14 protein-coding genes are annotated in these 16,616 nt (G+C 66.5%); 4 read left to right on the top strand and 10 right to left on the bottom strand.

The genetic code is table 11. The annotated features are described in order from the left end of the window. Window positions 1-4 precede the first annotated feature (4 nt). The 7 genes from AC1DCZ_RS12675 to dinB form a co-directional block, all read right to left on the bottom strand. Complete coding sequence (locus AC1DCZ_RS12675; RefSeq protein ID WP_476974902.1) at window positions 5-1,663, bottom strand: UDP-N-acetylmuramoyl-L-alanyl-D-glutamate--2,6-diaminopimelate ligase; 1,659 nt, start codon at window positions 1,661-1,663, stop codon at window positions 5-7. A gap of 116 nt (window positions 1,664-1,779) precedes the next feature. After that, window positions 1,780-3,582, bottom strand: coding sequence for a peptidoglycan D,D-transpeptidase FtsI family protein (locus tag AC1DCZ_RS12670; RefSeq protein WP_476974901.1), 1,803 nt, complete (start codon window positions 3,580-3,582; stop codon window positions 1,780-1,782). Window positions 3,583-3,624: 42 nt separating this feature from the next. Then, a complete protein-coding gene (ftsL, locus tag AC1DCZ_RS12665; RefSeq protein WP_476896067.1) occupies window positions 3,625-4,278 on the bottom strand; it encodes a cell division protein FtsL in 654 nt (217 codons plus the stop codon). Further along, entirely contained in the window at window positions 4,275-5,273 is a 999-nt protein-coding gene (rsmH, locus tag AC1DCZ_RS12660) for a 16S rRNA (cytosine(1402)-N(4))-methyltransferase RsmH (protein ID WP_476974900.1), read from the bottom strand. Before rsmH ends, ftsL begins: the two co-directional genes overlap by 4 nt. A 199-nt stretch (window positions 5,274-5,472) precedes the next feature. Then, entirely contained in the window at window positions 5,473-5,901 is a 429-nt protein-coding gene (gene mraZ, locus AC1DCZ_RS12655) for a division/cell wall cluster transcriptional repressor MraZ (protein ID WP_116767521.1), read from the bottom strand. A 459-nt stretch (window positions 5,902-6,360) separates the two neighbouring features. Continuing rightward, window positions 6,361-6,735, bottom strand: coding sequence for a DUF3040 domain-containing protein (locus AC1DCZ_RS12650; RefSeq protein ID WP_476974899.1), 375 nt, complete (start codon window positions 6,733-6,735; stop codon window positions 6,361-6,363). Between the two features lie 299 nt (window positions 6,736-7,034). Beyond that, window positions 7,035-8,195 (bottom strand): DNA polymerase IV, encoded by a 1,161-nt coding sequence (gene dinB, locus AC1DCZ_RS12645; RefSeq protein WP_476974967.1) that lies wholly within the window; start codon window positions 8,193-8,195, stop codon window positions 7,035-7,037. A gap of 200 nt (window positions 8,196-8,395) precedes the next feature. Between dinB and AC1DCZ_RS12640 the strand changes: the two genes are divergently transcribed. Next, entirely contained in the window at window positions 8,396-8,932 is a 537-nt protein-coding gene (locus AC1DCZ_RS12640; protein ID WP_476974898.1) for a hypothetical protein, read from the top strand. Beyond that, window positions 8,929-10,023 carry a polyprenyl synthetase family protein gene (locus AC1DCZ_RS12635; protein ID WP_476896063.1) on the top strand — a complete coding sequence of 365 codons (1,095 nt, stop codon included), beginning with the start codon at window positions 8,929-8,931 and terminating at the stop codon, window positions 10,021-10,023. Before AC1DCZ_RS12640 ends, AC1DCZ_RS12635 begins: the two co-directional genes overlap by 4 nt. Before the next feature lie 91 nt (window positions 10,024-10,114). Here the strand turns inward: AC1DCZ_RS12635 and AC1DCZ_RS12630 are convergent, their stop codons facing one another. Then, window positions 10,115-10,468: an Rv2175c family DNA-binding protein gene (locus AC1DCZ_RS12630; protein WP_476896062.1), complete on the bottom strand. Its 354-nt coding sequence runs from the start codon at window positions 10,466-10,468 to the stop codon at window positions 10,115-10,117. 319 nt (window positions 10,469-10,787) lie between these two features. Here AC1DCZ_RS12630 and AC1DCZ_RS12625 point away from each other — a divergent pair, with 319 nt between their 5' ends. Beyond that, the gene (locus tag AC1DCZ_RS12625; RefSeq protein WP_476974897.1) at window positions 10,788-12,206 is read left to right on the top strand and encodes a lytic transglycosylase; all 1,419 of its coding nucleotides are present in this window, start codon (window positions 10,788-10,790) and stop codon (window positions 12,204-12,206) included. Window positions 12,207-12,340: 134 nt separating this feature from the next. After that, window positions 12,341-14,428: a Stk1 family PASTA domain-containing Ser/Thr kinase gene (locus AC1DCZ_RS12620; RefSeq protein WP_476974896.1), complete on the top strand. Its 2,088-nt coding sequence runs from the start codon at window positions 12,341-12,343 to the stop codon at window positions 14,426-14,428. Between the two features lie 89 nt (window positions 14,429-14,517). Here the strand turns inward: AC1DCZ_RS12620 and AC1DCZ_RS12615 are convergent, their stop codons facing one another. Together AC1DCZ_RS12615 and AC1DCZ_RS12610 are read right to left on the bottom strand one after the other, a co-directional pair. Continuing rightward, on the bottom strand, window positions 14,518-15,909 hold the full coding sequence (locus tag AC1DCZ_RS12615) for a class II 3-deoxy-7-phosphoheptulonate synthase (protein ID WP_476974895.1): 1,392 nt from the start codon (window positions 15,907-15,909) through the stop codon (window positions 14,518-14,520). 95 nt (window positions 15,910-16,004) lie between these two features. Continuing rightward, the coding region (locus tag AC1DCZ_RS12610) for an integrase core domain-containing protein (RefSeq protein WP_476974894.1) at window positions 16,005-16,616 on the bottom strand (612 nt) is incomplete at its 5' end.

Genomic DNA, 16,616 nt, shown 5'->3' with positions numbered 1-16,616 from the left:
CGGTTTAGGACTCTATCCGCTGGTCTTCGAGAACGGTGAATCCCCGTGCTGTCAAGGCATTCCGGAGCTCCACCCTGTCATCCAGTGCAAGGTTGACCCCCTTGACCTCCTGCCATATTTCGTGGCCCCGCCCGGCCACGAGGACGGTGTCCCCGGGCGCTGCGAGCTCCACGGCCTTCCGGATGGCGGCGGCCCGCGGGAAGACCTCCAGGACCGTACAGTCGAGCCCCTCGGCGTTCTTCGCCTCGAGCGCCCCTGCCATCACGTCCTGACGGATCGCGGCTGCGTCCTCGTCGTGCGGGTCATCGTCACTGACGATCACGGTGTCCGCCAGGCGTGCCGCGATGGCTCCCATGGCGGGCCGCTTCCCTTGGTCGCGCTGGCCGGTGGCGCCGAAGACAATGATCACCCTGGAGCCGGGCTGCGGGGAACGGACGGCCTCGAGCGCCCGGGCCAGGGCGTCCGGGTTGTGCGCGAAGTCGACCACTGCTGCGGGAGCGGTGGAGACGAGCTGCATGCGGCCAGGGACCGCGACGGTGAACGGATCCCCGGCGTCGAGGGCGGCCTGCACGGCGGCAGCATCGGCCCCGCCGGCGAGCACCATGACGGTGGCCAGCGCGGCGTTGGCGACGTTGAAGCTGCCGGGGAGGCCCGTGTGGACGCGCAGTTCGGCGCCCCCGCGGTGCCGCAGCACGAAACCGGTGCCCAGCCCGCGCGGGACAGGGTTGAGGACCGTCCAGTCGGCGTCTGCAGCCGGGCTGCCTTCCGCGCCCGCGGAACGGGCGGTCGCCAGGGTCGTCACCGGGATTTCCGCCGCGGCGGCAAGCTTTCGCCCCCAGTCGTCGTCGACCGTCACGACCGCCGCGTGTGCGCGCCCGGGGGTGAACAGCCGGGCCTTGGTCTGGAAGTACTCCTCCATGGTTCCGTGCAGGTCCAGGTGGTCCTGTGTCAGGTTGGTGAAGCCTGCGACGTCGAACTCCACTCCGTCGACGCGGTGGAAGGACACGGCGTGTGAGGAGACCTCCATGGAGGCCGCGTCGAGCCCGCGTTCGCGCATCAGTGCGAGCAGGGCGTGGACGTCCGTGGATTCGGGAGTTGTCAGGAGGCTGGGGATCGGTTCTCCGCCCGCCAGGATCTCGATGGTCCCGATCAGTCCGGTCCGCTTCCCGAGCGCCTGCAGCAGTGAATTGATGAAGTAGGTGGTGGTGGTCTTGCCGTTGGTGCCAGTAACTCCGAAGAGCGCCGGAGTGCCGGCTCCCTCCGGCCGGCTCTGGTAGATCAGGGCGGCGAGCCGGCCGACCAGGCTGCGCGGTTCATCGGCGAGCAGCACCGGGACCGCAACGTCGTTGGAGAGTGCCAGCAGGCGTGCACCGCCGTCGTCCGTCAGGACCGCCGCGGCACCGGCGTCAACCGCCTGGGCCACGAAATCAGCCCCGTGGCGCGTGGCGCCCGGCAGGGCAACGTACAAGTCCCCCGGCCGGACCGCACGGGAATTCAGTGAGATCCCCGTCACAGGGACGGAGCTGGACGCCCCTGGAACGACGACGCCGATCGACTCACCGATGGTTGCCAGCGGCACTGCGGCAACCGCAGCGGGCCGGAAGCCCTGGGTGGAGTCCTGGCCGGACGGCGCGGAAGCGTCGGGGGCGTTGAGCTCTGACAAGTGGATCTCCGTTGTGGTGCTAGTGGATCTTGCGCTGCGCACGGAGGCGTGCTCCGGCCCGCAGGCACTGTGGTTTGGCACTCGTTCGTGACGCCGGGTGCTGTGTGGAACTGGTGCTACTTGACGTACTGCGGCAGATGTACGGGGGTGCCGGTGGAAGGCTGGACGTTGAACGTGCGCAGCGTCTGGCTCATCACCGAACGGAACACCGGTCCGTTGGTAATTCCGTAGATGCTGCCCTTGGGCCGTTGCAGGACCACTTCAACAATAAACCGCGGATCGTCCATCGGCGCCATTCCCACCATGGAAGCGGTGTAGCCGCAGAAGCCGGACTTTCCGTCGTCGCAGGGTGATTCCGACGTTCCGGTCTTTGCCCCGACCCGGTAGCCGTCAATCGCGGCGTCCTTGATTTCGCCCTCGGTCACGGCGCTCTCCAGGATGTCGCGGACCTGCTGGGCGGTGTCTTTGGTGACAATCTGCCGGGGCGCCTTGGCCGGGACCTTCTCCTCGGTCCCGTCCGGGTTGATGTAGCTGTCAATGAGCCTCGGCTGGAGCATGACGCCGCCGTTGGCGATGCTCTGGTAGGCACGGACGGTCTGGAGCGTCGACTGGGCCACGCCCTGGCCGAAGAGGACCGTGTACTGCTGCCGCCCGTCCCATTGATCGGCGGGGGTGAGGATGCCCGTGGATTCAGCGGGCAGCCCGATGTCCGGCGCTTCGCCGATGCCGAACTTCTGCAGCCAGTCGTGGCGCTTTTCCTTGCTCATCCGCTGGCCCACCATCACGGTGCCGGTGTTCATGGAATAGCCCACGATGCCAGCCAGGGTCCGCTCTTCCGTGCCGTGCACAAAGGCATCGCTGAAGGTCTGGCCGTCGACGGTGTAAGTCGGCGGAACGGTGAAGTGGTCCAGCGGGTGGGCGGTGCCTTCTTCAATCGCGGCCGCGGCGGTGATCATCTTCTCCACCGAACCCGGCTCATAGGCGGCCGTGACGGCGCGGACGCCGCGGTCCTTGGCTGCGACCTTGCCCGGGTCATTGGGGTCGGGCGCATCGGTGTCCGCCATCGCAATGATGTTTCCGGTTTTGACATCGGAGATCACTATGACGCCCCATTCGGCGCTGAGCTTGTCCTTCTGGCTCTGGATTGCCTGCTGGGCGAAGTACTGCAGGTCCGAGTTGAGCGTGAGCTTGATGTCCTTGCCGTTGACGGCGGGAGTCAGCTGGTCCACGCCCACCGGGATGCGGAGCCCGTCGGCGCCGATTTCGAAGAGGCGCTTGCCGGGAGTGCCCTTGAGGATGTCATCCTGGGTCTGTTCGAGTCCGGCCTGGCCGGTGGTGCCGTCCTTCAGGAAACCGACAATCCCGCCCGCCACGGAGCCGTTCGGGTAGACCCTCTTGCTGGTGCCTTCTGTGACGAGACCGGGAATCTGCAGCTTCGAGACGCGGTCCTCGACGTCCGGCATCACGTCCTTCGCGACGATGTAATAGCGCTGGTTACCGGTCAGGGCCGCCCGCACGGCATTCGTATCCATGCCGAGCACTGACGCCAGGTCGGAGATGCCTTGGTCGCGGGTGACCTTGACGAGCTGGTCCTTGCCGTCGACTGGTTCCAGGCGGTGAAAGGAGTCGGTCTTGGTGTTGACCGTCTGGTCGACCACGACGTTGTACCGGATGACGCTGCTGGCGAGGACGGTGCCGGAGGAGTCCAGGATGCTGCCGCGTTCGGCCGGCAGTTCGATCGGGGTGAGGCGGTTCTTGAGCGCGGCCTCGGCCATCCCGCCGACGTCCAGTCCCTGGACCAGGAACAGCTTGCCGCCGACGACGAGCAGGAGCGTCAGCATGAGGCCCAATCCCACGCGCAGCCGTCGCGTCGCGCTCGGCGCTTTCGCCTTGCGTGCCTTGCCGGTGTTTTGCGCCACGATGATTCCTTGCTGCTTGCCGTGCTGGTCGTCAGTGGTCTGTTACTGTCCCGGAACCTTCTGGGCCGGTGCCGGAACGGAGCCGCCGTGGAGTTCAACCACGGGCACCGGTGGCGCTGCAGGCGCGGCCGGAGTTGCTGCAGGGGTTGGGGCGCTGTCAACCGGCTTGCGGTTCTCGAGCGGCTCCTTGGCCGTTGCGGGCGGGACAACAGTGAGCTGCCCTGCGACGGCCGGCGCTGCGATAACGGCTCCCGGGGCGTCCCCCTTGACGGCAGGTTTGGCCTTGCCCGTGACGCTCAGGGTGGAGAGGTCGATCTGGCCCTTGGCAACGGAAGCCACCATGCCCAGTTCCGTGGCCTTGGCGGCAAGGTTCTGCGGTGCGTCAAAGTTCTGCACCTGCTGGGTGAGGTCCTGGTTTTGCTTCGTCAGGGTGGTCTGCTCGCTCCGGAGCTGCACCAGCTGGTACTGGGCCGAGGACACGGAGATGTTCAGGACCAGCACGGCCAGGAGCGCAACCGCCAGGAGCCCGAAGCAAAGCACAACGAACGGGGCTCGGCGCTTGCGGGGAGCAGAGCGGACCACCGACAGCGGAGTGCGTGACTTCCGCGCCGGGCCCGTGCCGGGGTTGATTCCCGGCAGGGCACGGGCAGTGGCGCCTGTGGCAACGGGATAGCGGTTGACAGCGGCAGTGCTCATGCGGCTCTCCTGGCCTTGATGCGTTCTACGGCGCGGAGCCTGGCGGAGGCTGCGCGTGGGTTCTCAGCGATTTCAGCGGGTGTGGGCACCTCGGTGCCTTTCGTCAAAGTCTTCAATTCCGCTTTGTGCTCTTCGAGCTCCACCGGGAAGCCGAGCGGGGCGGATGACTTCGATCCGCGCTGGAAGAAGCCCTTGACGATCTTGTCTTCCAGCGAGTGGTAGGACATGACGACGACCCGGCCTCCGAGGGCAAGGGCCTCGATGGCTGCGGGGACGGCGCGTTCCAGGACATCCAGTTCCTCGTTGACCTCGATCCGGAGCGCCTGGAACGTGCGCTTGGCGGGGTGTCCCCCGGCCTTGGCGGCCCCGGCAGGAACCACGGCACGGATCTGTTCGACCAGTTCCCCGGTGGTGGTGAAGGGCTTCCCGGCGCGTGCGGCGACAATCCTGTTCGCGATGCGGCCGGCGAACTTTTCTTCGCCCCATTTACGGATGATGCGGACGAGGTCTTCTTCGCTGTAGTTGTTGACGACGTCGGCGGCCGTCTGGCCGCGGCTCGTGTCCATCCGCATGTCCAGGGGCGCGTCGAAGGAGTAGGCGAAGCCGCGTTCCCGCTCGTCGAGCTGGAGGGAGGAGACGCCGAGGTCCATCAGGACGCCGTGGACTTCAGTGAAGCCCAGGTCAGCGAGAACCTCCGGAATTTCGTCGTAGACGGCGTGCACAAGGTCGATCCGGTCCGCGAAAGGATTGAGCCGCTCCCCTGCCAGGGCCAACGCTTCCTCGTCGCGGTCGATCCCGATCAGGTGAAGATCGGGAAAACGCTGAAGAAGGGCTTCGGAGTGGCCGCCCATGCCCAGGGTGGCATCAATGACCACGGGTGTCTCGCCGCGGCTCCGGGCCGCGTCGAAACCTGGTGCCAACAAATTGATGCACCGGTCCTTGAGGACCGGTACATGGCGTTCGGACGTAGGTTTCGCCTGGTCGGGATCCGTCATACCTTCGTCCTTTCGTGGTCCGGAGTCTTGCTGGCCGTCATACTTTTGCTCTTTGCCGTGGCTGCTCCTTGATCCAGATCCCCATCCGCGCCTATCCGGCGTCGGCCTGGCTCCGGGGAAGTGAGCCAGGACAACAGCCGGATGGGCGGCTGGAGATCTCGATCAAGGAACGTCTCTTGCGGGTGGGTCTTTCGGGTCTTCAGAGAATCCCCGGGATGGCGTCGTCGGTCTCCGAGAAGGCAGTTTCCTTTTCGGCCAGGTACTCGCTCCAGGCTTGGGCGTCCCAGATCTCTGCACGGGATCCGGCGCCGATAACCGCCAGTTCCCGGCCGAGGCCGGCGTATTCCCGGAGCGCCGGCGGAATCGTCACGCGCCCCTGCTTGTCAGGTACCTCGTCCGAGGCTCCAGAGAGGAATACCCGGATGTAGTCACGCGCCTGCTTGGAGGAGATTGGAGCCTCCCGCATCTGCTCGTGAACCCGGCCGAACTCCGCCTCACTGAAGACGTAGATGCAACGCTCCTGGCCCCTTGTGAGAACCAGCCCGCCAGCGAGTTCCTCACGGAACTTCGCCGGGAGGATAATTCGACCTTTTTCGTCCAGACGCGGCGAATGTGTGCCGAGAAACACGGCCCACCGCCTGTCTGGTCTTGGAAGTCCAACGTCCCCCGTGCTGCCACTACCCTCTTACCGCCTCCACATTACTCCACATCCCTCCACAGTCAACGACACGCGCGATTTATTTGCGTAAATCCGGATGAGTCTTCCCGGGCTCAACCCTGCAGTGGCGCGGAGACGGGTAAGGTGGCGCGCAGTGGAGGGATTGCGGGCCGCCGGCGTCCTGGTCACCGGCGCGCGGTCCCGGCCCCTGGCGCTCCCGCCGCCAGCCGCCAGCCGCGGGATCCCGGCGTTAAACGGCAGAAGACCCGCCGAAGCGGGTCTTCTGCCGTCGTCCGCGGAGGACGGGTGGCGGGAAATGGAGGTCGGGGTGGTGGGGAGTGGAGGTCGGGGTGGTGGGAAGTGGAGGTCGGGGTGGTGGGGAGTGGAGGTCGGGGTGGTGGGAAGTGGAGGAGCTCCCGCGGTAAACGGTCAGGATTCCCCGCGGTGCCTTTCGTCCCAGCGTTGCTCGAGGTTGCTCATGAACGAGCTCCGGGGCTTACCTGGCTTCCGGGCGGCACCGGAGGCTTTCGCCTTGCCGACTGCCGAACTGCGCATCGTGGCGAAGTACACGCCGGCACCCATGACGACAAAGCCCAGGACACCGACCAGGATGTTCTGCATCGACACTCCGACCAGCAGGAGCAGGACGCCCGCCAGTGTTGCGAGGACGCCGATAACAAGATGGCGGGTGGACCATGAACGTCCCGGATCCGAGCCCATGGAGCTGGCGAACTTGGGATCGTCCTCATGCAGCTGCTTCTCAAGTTGCTCCAGCAACTTCTGTTCGTGCTCCGAGAGCGGCATCACGACCTCCTTAAGTCGGCCAACGCCCAGACTTGACGCGGCCAGTGCCTAATCCCATAACGCCCGGGAATCTCAAGTGGTTCCCATTCGCCGTCATTGGCCGAATAGGGGTTCCACCATGGGGGTTTCCACGGCCCAGGGGGTTGTTCAGCTGGTCAGGTCGTAGCCCGAACGTTCGATCCAGTCGTTCTAAACCTACGTATAAATAAGGATAGTTTGTTGCGCCCTGTTCTGAAAGACGCTCTTGCTGCCCGGCCACCCTCCCCCGGCACTTCACGGCAGGAACGGCCTCTTCCGGGTCAGCCCGTGTTGCGGCCGGGGTCCAGGAGCCGCGCAGGGAGGACCGACTTAGTGCCGAATTTCCGGGTGACTTCATCCAGCGCCTGCTCCGCTGCGCGCCAGTTGTCGTCCCGGCGGTCCAGGCTGAGCTGGAGGGCGGCCTGGGCCGCCTCTTCCAGCTGTTCTGCCCGAATGCCCACCAGCCGCACGGTCATGGGGCGGTCGCCAACCGATTCCAGGAGCTGCACAGCGACGGCGTACAGCAATTGGGCGCTGTCAATCGGGGTGCCCACGGTGCGGCTGCGCGTGATGGTCGAAAAATCCGCATAGCGGAGCTTGAGGGCGACCGTTCGGGCGTGCATGCCCGCGCTGCGGAGGCGCTCGGCCGTCCGGTGCGAGAGGCGCAGGAGCTCCCGGCGCAGCAGTGCGTCGTCGGCGGTGTCGACAGCAAAGGTCTCCTCGGCACCGATGCTCTTCTCCAGCCGGACGGGCGTCACGGGCCGGGGGTCGATCCCCCACGCGAGCCGGTAGACGTGTTCCCCGGACGCACCGAGCACTTTGCGGAGCGAGGGCAGGGGCGACGCCGCGACATCCGCGACCGTCCGGATGCCCATCCGGGCCAGCACTTCCACGGTCTTGGCGCCGACCCCCCAAAGGGCGCTGACGGGAAGGCTGTGCAGGTACGGCACCATCTCGTCCGGACCGATGAGCAGCAGACCGTCGGGCTTGCAGCGGGTTGAGGCGATCTTGGCGACGAATTTGCTCGCCGCAATTCCCACCGATGCCGTGATGCCCAGTTCCCGCTGGACCCGTGTGCGGATCAGCTCGCCGATCTCGCGCGGGGGGCCCAGCCGGCGGATCGCTCCCCCGACGTCGAGGAAGGCCTCATCGACGCTGAGCGGCTCGACGAGTTCGGTGATGGAACCGAAGATGGCCATGATCTGGCCGGACACTTCGTAGTACAGCTGGTGGCGGGGCTCGATGATTACTGCAGAGGGGCACATGCGGGCGGCAACCACCATGGGCATCGCCGACTTGACGCCGAAGGCCCTGGCTTCGTAGGAGGCCGATAGCACCACGGAACGGTCCGCCGGGTAGCCGACAATCACGGGCTTTCCCTTTAGCTGCGGGCGGCTGCGCAGCTCCACCGAGACGAAAAAAGCGTCCATGTCCACGTGCATGATGCTGCTGCGCCGCAGCTCACGGAGCTCTGCCTCACTGAGCCGCCTGTCCGGCCGCGTGCCGGGCTGGTTATCGGGCTGGTTCAAAGGCTGCCCTGTCTGCTGTTTATCTACGTCCGGCCCCACGACTTCAATCCTATGCCCGGGGACTGACTAAACTGGAGGCTGAATCCGGCGTCGATACCAGGAGGAAAGTCCCTGTGAAGGTTTTTGGAGAGCACCCACGTGCCGCGGTTGCCCTGATGGCAGCCGGCACGGTACTGGCTTTGGCCGCATGCACGCCGGCCAGCACCGGGACTGGCACGCAGACGCCGTCGCCGTCGTCCGCAGGTGAATCCGCAACCGCGCAGTCCTCCACGACGGCACCGCCGAGCCCCTCCGCGGCGCCCGGCACCTCTGCCACCGTAGGCGCCTTGGTTCCCGGATTCCCCGAGAAACTCCTGCCGCTGATGCCGGGCGCCAAGGTTGTCTCCAGCAGCTTTGACAAGACCACCGTGCCCGCAACGGCAGCGATCGTCGGAAGCATCGCGTCGCCGGCCGCCGGGGTCCTGGCCTATTACGCCAAGGAGCTTGAGGCGCAGGGCTTCAAGGCGGTGCCCGGGGAAACCGTGGGCACAGTGCCATCCAAGGACTACCTTCGCGGTGACAACGAGACCGTGAACATTTCCGTCGTGGAGACCGCCGGCGTGTCCACTTTCACCATCGGCGCGAACGTCGCTGCCGAGTCCGTCAAGTGACGCTCGCCGAACAGTTGCGCCTCGAGCAGACGGCTTACGTCGCTGCGGTCGCCGGCAAGCTCACCGATTTCCTGACCAGCCGCCAGGCGGTCATGTCGTCGATCTCCCAGGACATCGATCCGCTCATGGGATCGATCTCGAACCTGGTCACGGGCGGCAAACGCCTCCGTGCCCTCATGTGCTACTGGGGATGGCGCGGCGCAGGCGGGGAAGCCGGCGCCCGCGAGGTGGTCACCGCCGGCTCGGCCCTGGAGCTGTTCCAGGCCGCTGCCCTCATCCATGACGACATCATCGACCGCTCCGACACCCGCAGGGGCGGCCCGAGCGTCCACCGCCGCTTCAGCGAACTGCACGAGACCCAGGGATGGGCGCTTGATCCGGAGCGGTTCGGCCACGCCGCCGCGATCCTGACCGGCGATCTCTGCCTGTCCTTTAGCGAGGAATCCTTCACGGAAATCGGTGACAGGGCCGCCTCCGGAAGCCAGGCGAGGCTCATCTTCAACCTTATGCGCGCCGAAGTCATGGCCGGGCAGTACCTGGACATCCTGGAAGAGGTTGCCGGACCGCGGCGGGACCGCGCCGGTGCGGTCGGCCGGGCCCAGTCCATCATCCGGTTCAAATCGGCAAAGTACTCCACCGAGCACCCCCTGGCGCTGGGGGGCGCCCTGGCCGGTGCGGGCGACGAGCTGCTGCGGGGCTACTCCGCCTTCGCCCTGCCCCTGGGCGAGGCGTTCCAGCTGCGCGACGACGTTCTCGGCGTCTTCGGCGACCCCGTCACTACCGGCAAGCCCGCCGGGGACGACCTGCGCGAAGGCAAGCGGACGGTCCTGGTGGCCTTCGCCCTGGACCAGGCCTCGCTTGCCGAATCCGAATTCATCGACGCCAAGCTGGGCAGCCCCGAGCTCAGCGACGCCGATGTGGCGGAGATCCGCCGCATCATTGTTGACTGCGGGGCGCTGCAGGCCACGGAAGTCCTGATCGAAGAGTTCGGGCGTGCCGCCTTCGCCGCTTTGGACCTCCTGCCGCTGGAGGAGCTGCCCAAGACCGCGCTCCGGAAACTGGCCGAGGCGTCAGTGAGCCGGGCCGCCTGAGACGTTCGCTGCCCGACCTCCTGGACAGGGCTTAAAAGAGTCGAAGGCCGTGCGCACCAGCGCACGGCCTTCGGTCATTTCCTCAGAAGTACTACCAGGCCAGGGACTGCGCCCGGCGGCGGATCTCCGTTTTGCGCCCCTCGCGGAGGGCATCGATCGGGCGCCCGCGCAGGGACTCATCGGGCGTGAACAGCCAGGTGATCAGTTCTTCGTCCGAGTAACCGGCGTCCGAAAGGACCACGACGGTCCCCTTCAGGCTCTCCACGGCGTGGCCGTCCTGGATGAAAGCCGCCGGTACGGACCGAATGCGCCGGTCGCCAATTCTCACAGCAGCCAGCGCGCGTTCGTCCAGAAGCGCGTGGACCTTGGTAATTGAAACGTTCAGAAGCTGTGCGACATCGGGCAGGGGCAGCCATTCGCCCACAAGGCTTTCTACATTACTCACGGATAAAGATTGCCACGGCTGATGCCCCGGCGCCTAGTCGGCGCCAGGCTTGGACCGTCACTTCTGCCGCAGTCTCCCCGCACCGCGGCCGGGCCGGGCCCGGGCGCGGGCCGACACCAGAGTCGGCACACGGGCCCACACCGGAGCCGACACTCCGTGAGGGTGTGTTTGCCGATCGTCAAACAGTTCTTGTGCTAATTCCCAATTCATGAGAGATTCACATAGATCACATTTGTAACACTAATAACTTTTGTCACACTGGTATCACCAGTAACACGGCCTGACATGCAGCGTTGCCGCTGAGAAGAGGATCTTTCCCATGACGACGTCACGTTCGCCAAAGCCCCACCCGAGGCCTAGCCTGCCGATGATTGCCGCAACAACCGCGGCCCTCCCGGCTGTCATGCTGTCCTCCATGGCGCTGGCCCAGCCGGCTGCGGCAGAAGCCCGCCCGCGCGCCATCCCGGCAACTCTGGCGGCCGCCATGCGCGCGCAAGCGCAGGCCGCCACGGCAATGTCGTTGCAACCGGCAGTCATCCCTGCCGGGGCCGTATCCGCGGCAATCCCCACGACCTTCATGCCTGCCCAGGCACCGGCACCGGCCGAATACACGATCGCCCGGGGCGACACCATCAGCGCCATCGCCGGGCACTACGGCCTGGACGTCTACGAGGTGCTGAAGCTGAACAACCTGCAGGCCAGCACCATTATTTACCCCGGGCAGAAGATCAAACTCACCGGCTCAGCTGCTGCCCCGGCACCGGCATCCCAGCCGTCGGCTCCCGCCTCTTCGCCTTCCGCCGGCGGCAGCGACTACACCGTGAAGTCGGGCGACACGCTCAGCGCCATCGCATCGCGCAACGGCGTCAAACTCTCAGATGTGTTCGGCTGGAATGGACTCAACGCCCGCTCGATCATCTACCCCGGCCAGAAGATCAAGCTCGGTGGAGGTGCGGCCGCACCGGCCCCCTCCGCTCCCGCTGCGCCCGCACCTGCACCCGCAGCTCCTGCTCCCGCCGCACCTGCACCCGCAGCTCCTGCTCCCGCCGCACCGGCCAGCTCCGGTTCCTACACCATCAAGTCCGGTGACACCCTCTCGGGGATTTCCGCCCGGAACGGTGTCAAACTCTCCGACGTGCTTTCCGCCAACCGGCTGACGATGAGCAGCATCATCTACCCCGGTCAGAAGCTCGTGATCCCGGGTGCGTCCATCGCACCGGCTTCGAGCCAGCCTGCGGCCACAGTAACGCCGCTGGTGCCGAGCACGTTCCTCGGTTTCAGCTACCCGGCCGCCGTGGTCGACTCGGCGAACCAGAACAAGGCGCTGCTCAACGCCGCACCTGTGCCGAGCCGCGAACAGATGAAGTCGATCGTTGCGGACACGGCACGCCGCATGGGCGTGGATCCGTCCCTCGCGCTGGCGTTCGCCCTCCAGGAGTCCGGCTTCAACCAGCGCGCCGTTTCGCCGGCCAACGCGATCGGCACCATGCAGGTCATTCCGTCTTCGGGCCAGTGGGCCTCGGACCTCGTGGGCCGCAAGCTGAATCTCCTTGACCCGTATGACAACGCCACGGCCGGCGTCGCCATCATCCGCCAGCTGGTCCGCGCCAGCCCCGACCTGGACAACGCCATCGCGGGGTACTACCAGGGGCAGTACTCGGTCAGCGTCCACGGCATGTACGACGACACCAAGGACTACGTGGCGGCCATCAAGGCCAACCAAAAGCAGTTCAGCTAGGTCCACGACTCAGGCGGGGGTGCGCGCCGGCGCAGCCGCTGAATCCGCTTCCGTTCTGCCCTACGGATTTGCCCTACGGGCCCGGATCGCATGTCGATCCGGGCCCGTTTCCGTGCAACGACTAGGATTGTAAAGTGCAGGAATATGCGTCGGACCCTCTCGTTGGAACCCTCGTCGACAACCGCTACCTGATTCAATCCAGGCTGGCCCGCGGCGGGATGTCCACCGTCTACCTCGCCACGGACAAGCGCCTGGAGCGCGACGTGGCGCTGAAGGTGATGCACCCGCACATGGCGGACGACCCGCAATTCCTGGATCGGCTGGGGCGCGAGGCCAAGGCGGCGGCGAGGCTTTCCCACCCGCACGTCGTGGGCGTGCTGGACCAGGGCGAGGACGGCCGGATCGCCTATCTGGTGATGGAGTACATCAAGGGCCACACGCTGCGGGACGTCATCGATGACAAGGGCGCGCTCTCCCCCCGCCTCGCTCTCGCGCTGATCGATCCCGTCGTCGAAGGGCTTGGGGCTGCGCACGCGGCAGGCCTCATCCACCGGGACATCAAGCCGGAGAACGTGCTCATTGCCGACGACGGCCGGATCAAGCTCGGCGACTTCGGCCTGGCGCGGGCAATCTCGACGTCCACCAGCACGGGAGCCCTGATCGGAACCGTCGCCTATCTCTCCCCGGAACTGGTGCTGGGCAGGCAGGCCGATGCCCGCAGCGACATCTACTCCGTCGGCATCATGCTCTATGAGATGATCACGGGACGGCAGCCGTTTGACGGCGAAGTGCCCATCCAGGTCGCCTACCAGCACGTAAACTCGGCCGTGGCTGCCCCGTCGGTGGCCGTGCCGGGGCTGGCCGCCGAGGTGGACGAGCTGGTGCAGTGGTGTACCGCCAACGACCCCGACAAGCGGCCCGTCGATGGGGACGCGCTGCTGTCGGAGCTACGGCATATCCGGACCAACCTGAGCGACGCCGAGCTCGACCTCCAGCCCCCCGCTGCCGTCCGGAGCCCTCTGCCGGCCGTGGCCGCCCCGCCGGGCCGGCCCCCGGCACAGGCCGACACCGAGATGCTCCTTGGCCTCCCGCAACCGACCGAAGTGATTTCCCGCGGCGGCAACCCCACCACGATCATGTCCGCTCCGCAGCCGCGCCCCGCCTACGGGCCGTTGTCCGCCCCCGGGGAGCAGCCGTTCCGCGACGCTCCGGAGGAGGACGGCGATCCGGGCCTCCCGGCCAGCAAGAGGGCACAGCGCAAGCAGGACCGTGACGAGGAGAAGGCCCGCCAGCGTGCCGCTGCCACGCCCCTCAGGACGCTGCGTGAGGGCAACGGACGACGCCGCGGGCTGCTGTGGGTCCTCGTGCTGGTCATTGTGGCGCTGCTGGCTGCCGGTGCCGGCTGGTTCTTCGGCATGGGACCCGGTTCGCCCGGAACCATCCCCCAGCTGGCCAACAGGACTGTGGCGGAGGCGCAGCAACTGCTCCGGACTGCCGGCTTCCAGTCCACTGTCAAAGACGTCTTCGACGATAACGTCTCGCCGGGACTCGTCGTCGCTTCCGAACCCGTTGCCGGCCAGGTCATCCGGAAGTTCCAGCCGGTGTCCCTCGCCGTCTCCAAGGGTCCCGAGCTGTTTCCGCTGCCGGATTTGGGCGGCAAGACCCTGGACCAGGCCAAGACGGCCCTGAACGCCGCAGGGATGGCGCTGGGGCCGGTTACCGAGACATACGACGAGTCGGCTGCCGCCGGGGCCGTCCTGGCGCAGGCTCCACGCAGCGGCAATCCGGTGAAACACGGCACGCCCGTGAACCTGACGGTGTCAAAGGGTCCCCAGCCCATCCCGGTCCCGGATGTGCGGGGACAGGAGCAGGACGCCGCAGTCAAGGCCCTGGAAGCTGCCGGGCTGAAGGCCGTAATCTCTCCCGAGACCGTCAATGACCGGAAGGTCCCCAAGGGATCCGTCGTCGCGCAGGACCCGTCGTCGGGCAACCTGACAAAGGGCGGGACCGTCACCCTGACGGTCTCCAAAGGCCCGAAGCTCGTGGACGTCCCGAGCTTCATCGGCAAGCAGGCCAACGAGGCCCGCCGCGCCCTTGAACAGCTGGGTTTCGAAGTCCGGGTGAACAACATCCTGGGCGGCTTCTTTGGCACCGTCCGTGACCAGGAGCCGGTGAACACGAAGGTGCCCGAGGGCTCCGTCGTCACGCTCACCGTGGTCTGACCAGAGCCGGCACCCGTTTAGGGCAGGCACACCCCAAAAAGGATCCGCCCGGCTGAACCAGCCGGGCGGATCCTTCTTTGGACAGAATCTCAGCGTTTGGAGAGCGCACCCGCCACGAGGAACGCCATCTCCAGCGACTGCATGTGGTTCAGTCGCGGGTCGCAGACCGATTCATAGCGGTCCAGGAAGGCTTCCTGATCGACGGGGTCGGCCCCGCCCAGGCACTCGGCGACATCGTCGCCGGTCATCTCCACGTGCAGGCCGCCAGGAACGGTCCCGAGCGCATGGTGGACCTCGAAGAAGCCGCGCACCTCATCAATGACGTCGTCGAAGTTGCGGGTCTTGTAGCCGTTCGGCGATGTGACCGTGTTGCCGTGCATGGGGTCGGTGACCCAGAGGACCTTCGCCCCGGAGGCGGTGACCCGCTCGACGATGGGCGGCAGCTTCTCGCGGATGTTCGTGGCACCCATCCGGGTGATGAAGGTCAGGCGGCCCGGCTCGCGGTCCGGATCCAGCTTGTCGATCAGGCGCAACGCGTCATCGCCGGTCGTGGACGGCCCGAGCTTGATGCCGATGGGGTTGCGGACGCGGGAAAGGAAGTCAACGTGCGCGTGGTCCAGTTCGCGGGTGCGCTCCCCGATCCACAAGAAGTGCGCGGAGGTGTCATACGGCAAGCCGGTGCGCGAATCGATGCGGGTCAGGGCGCGTTCGTAGTCCAGGAGCAGGGCCTCGTGGCTGGCGTAGAACTCCACGCGTTTGAGCGCCTCGAAGTCGGCCCCGCAGGAGGCCATGAACTTGATGGCGCGGTCGATGTCGCGGGCCAGCGACTCGTAGCGGGCGTGGGCGGGGTTTTCCGTGAAGCCCTTGTTCCACTGGTGCACGAGGCGCAGGTCCGCGAAGCCGCCCTGGGTAAATGCCCGGATCAGGTTCAGCGTCGAGGCCGAGGTGTGATAGGCCTTCAGCATCCTGCCGGCGTCATGCGCGCGGGATTCGGGGGTGAAGTCGTAGCCGTTGACGATGTCGCCGCGGTAGGCCGGCAGCGTGACGCCCTCGCGGGTTTCGTCGTTGGAGGAACGCGGCTTGGCGAACTGGCCCGCCATGCGTCCCATCTTGATGACCGGCATGGCTGCGCCATAGGTCAGGACAACAGCCATCTGGAGGATGGTCCGGACGCGGGCGCTGATCTTGTCCGCGGTGGCGGCCTCGAATGTCTCGGCGCAGTCACCGCCCTGGAGCAGGAACGCCTTGCCCTGCGCAGCCGCCGCAAGCCGCTCGCGAAGGATGTCCACCTCACCGGCGAACACGAGGGGCGGAAGGACGGAAAGTTCCTTCACGGATGCTTCGAAGACCGCCTGGTCCGACCACGTGGGCTGCTGCGAGGCCGGGAGTTCCCGCCAGTTGTCCAGTCCTGGATAGTTGGCGGCGCCGCTCTGGGCGGTACTGGTCAGCGGGGAAACGGATTTCTCAGATAGCTCGGTCACCCTCTAAGGATAGTTGGGCCGGCAGCCATCGGCGGTCCGGCCGCGTCATTGACAGTTCCGTCGCCGTCACACGCACCGTGCGTCACTAGCTGTACTCAGCCAGCAGGTTGGTTACATCTGCTGATGGGTGGTCGTCCTCCGAGGGCGCTGTGGTTGCGGCGGTGGTTGTAGAAGTCTAGCCAGCCGGTGAGGGTCTGGGTGCGGTGGTCGCTGGAGTCGTAGGCGTTTTTGTAGGCCCAGCCTTCCTGCAGGGTGCGGTTGAACCGTTCGGCCTTGCCGTTTTGCCAAGGGCTCCGCGGCTTCGTGCGCCGGTGCTTGGCCCCCAGATCTGTCATGGCCTGGGTGAAGGCAGCCGAGCGGATGTAGGCCAGGGCGTTGTCGGTCATGACTTCGCGCACGGGTGCCCCGCTCGCGGCCATGAACGCCGCGGCGTTGGCCAGGAACCGGGCGCAGGTGGGGCCTTTCTCGTCCGGCAGGACCTCGACGTAGGCCAGGCGGGAGTGGTCATCGACGGCGACATGGACGTAGTCGTAACCGATGCCGCGGCCCTTGACGGCTTCGCTGCGGCCGTGGACCCGCCAGCCGCCGCCCTTAGGGATTTTCCCGAGCTTCTTCACGTCAATGTGCAGCAGCTCCCCGGCGGTGTCGCGTTCGTAGCGGTGGTCGGTGGCACGGCCGGCCCGGATGCGTTCGCCGCTGATGGGGTC

Source organism: Arthrobacter sp. 10N418, assembly GCF_056394725.1.
The sequence above is the reverse complement of the archived record's forward strand: the minus strand, read 5'-3'. Positions and strand labels throughout refer to the sequence as shown.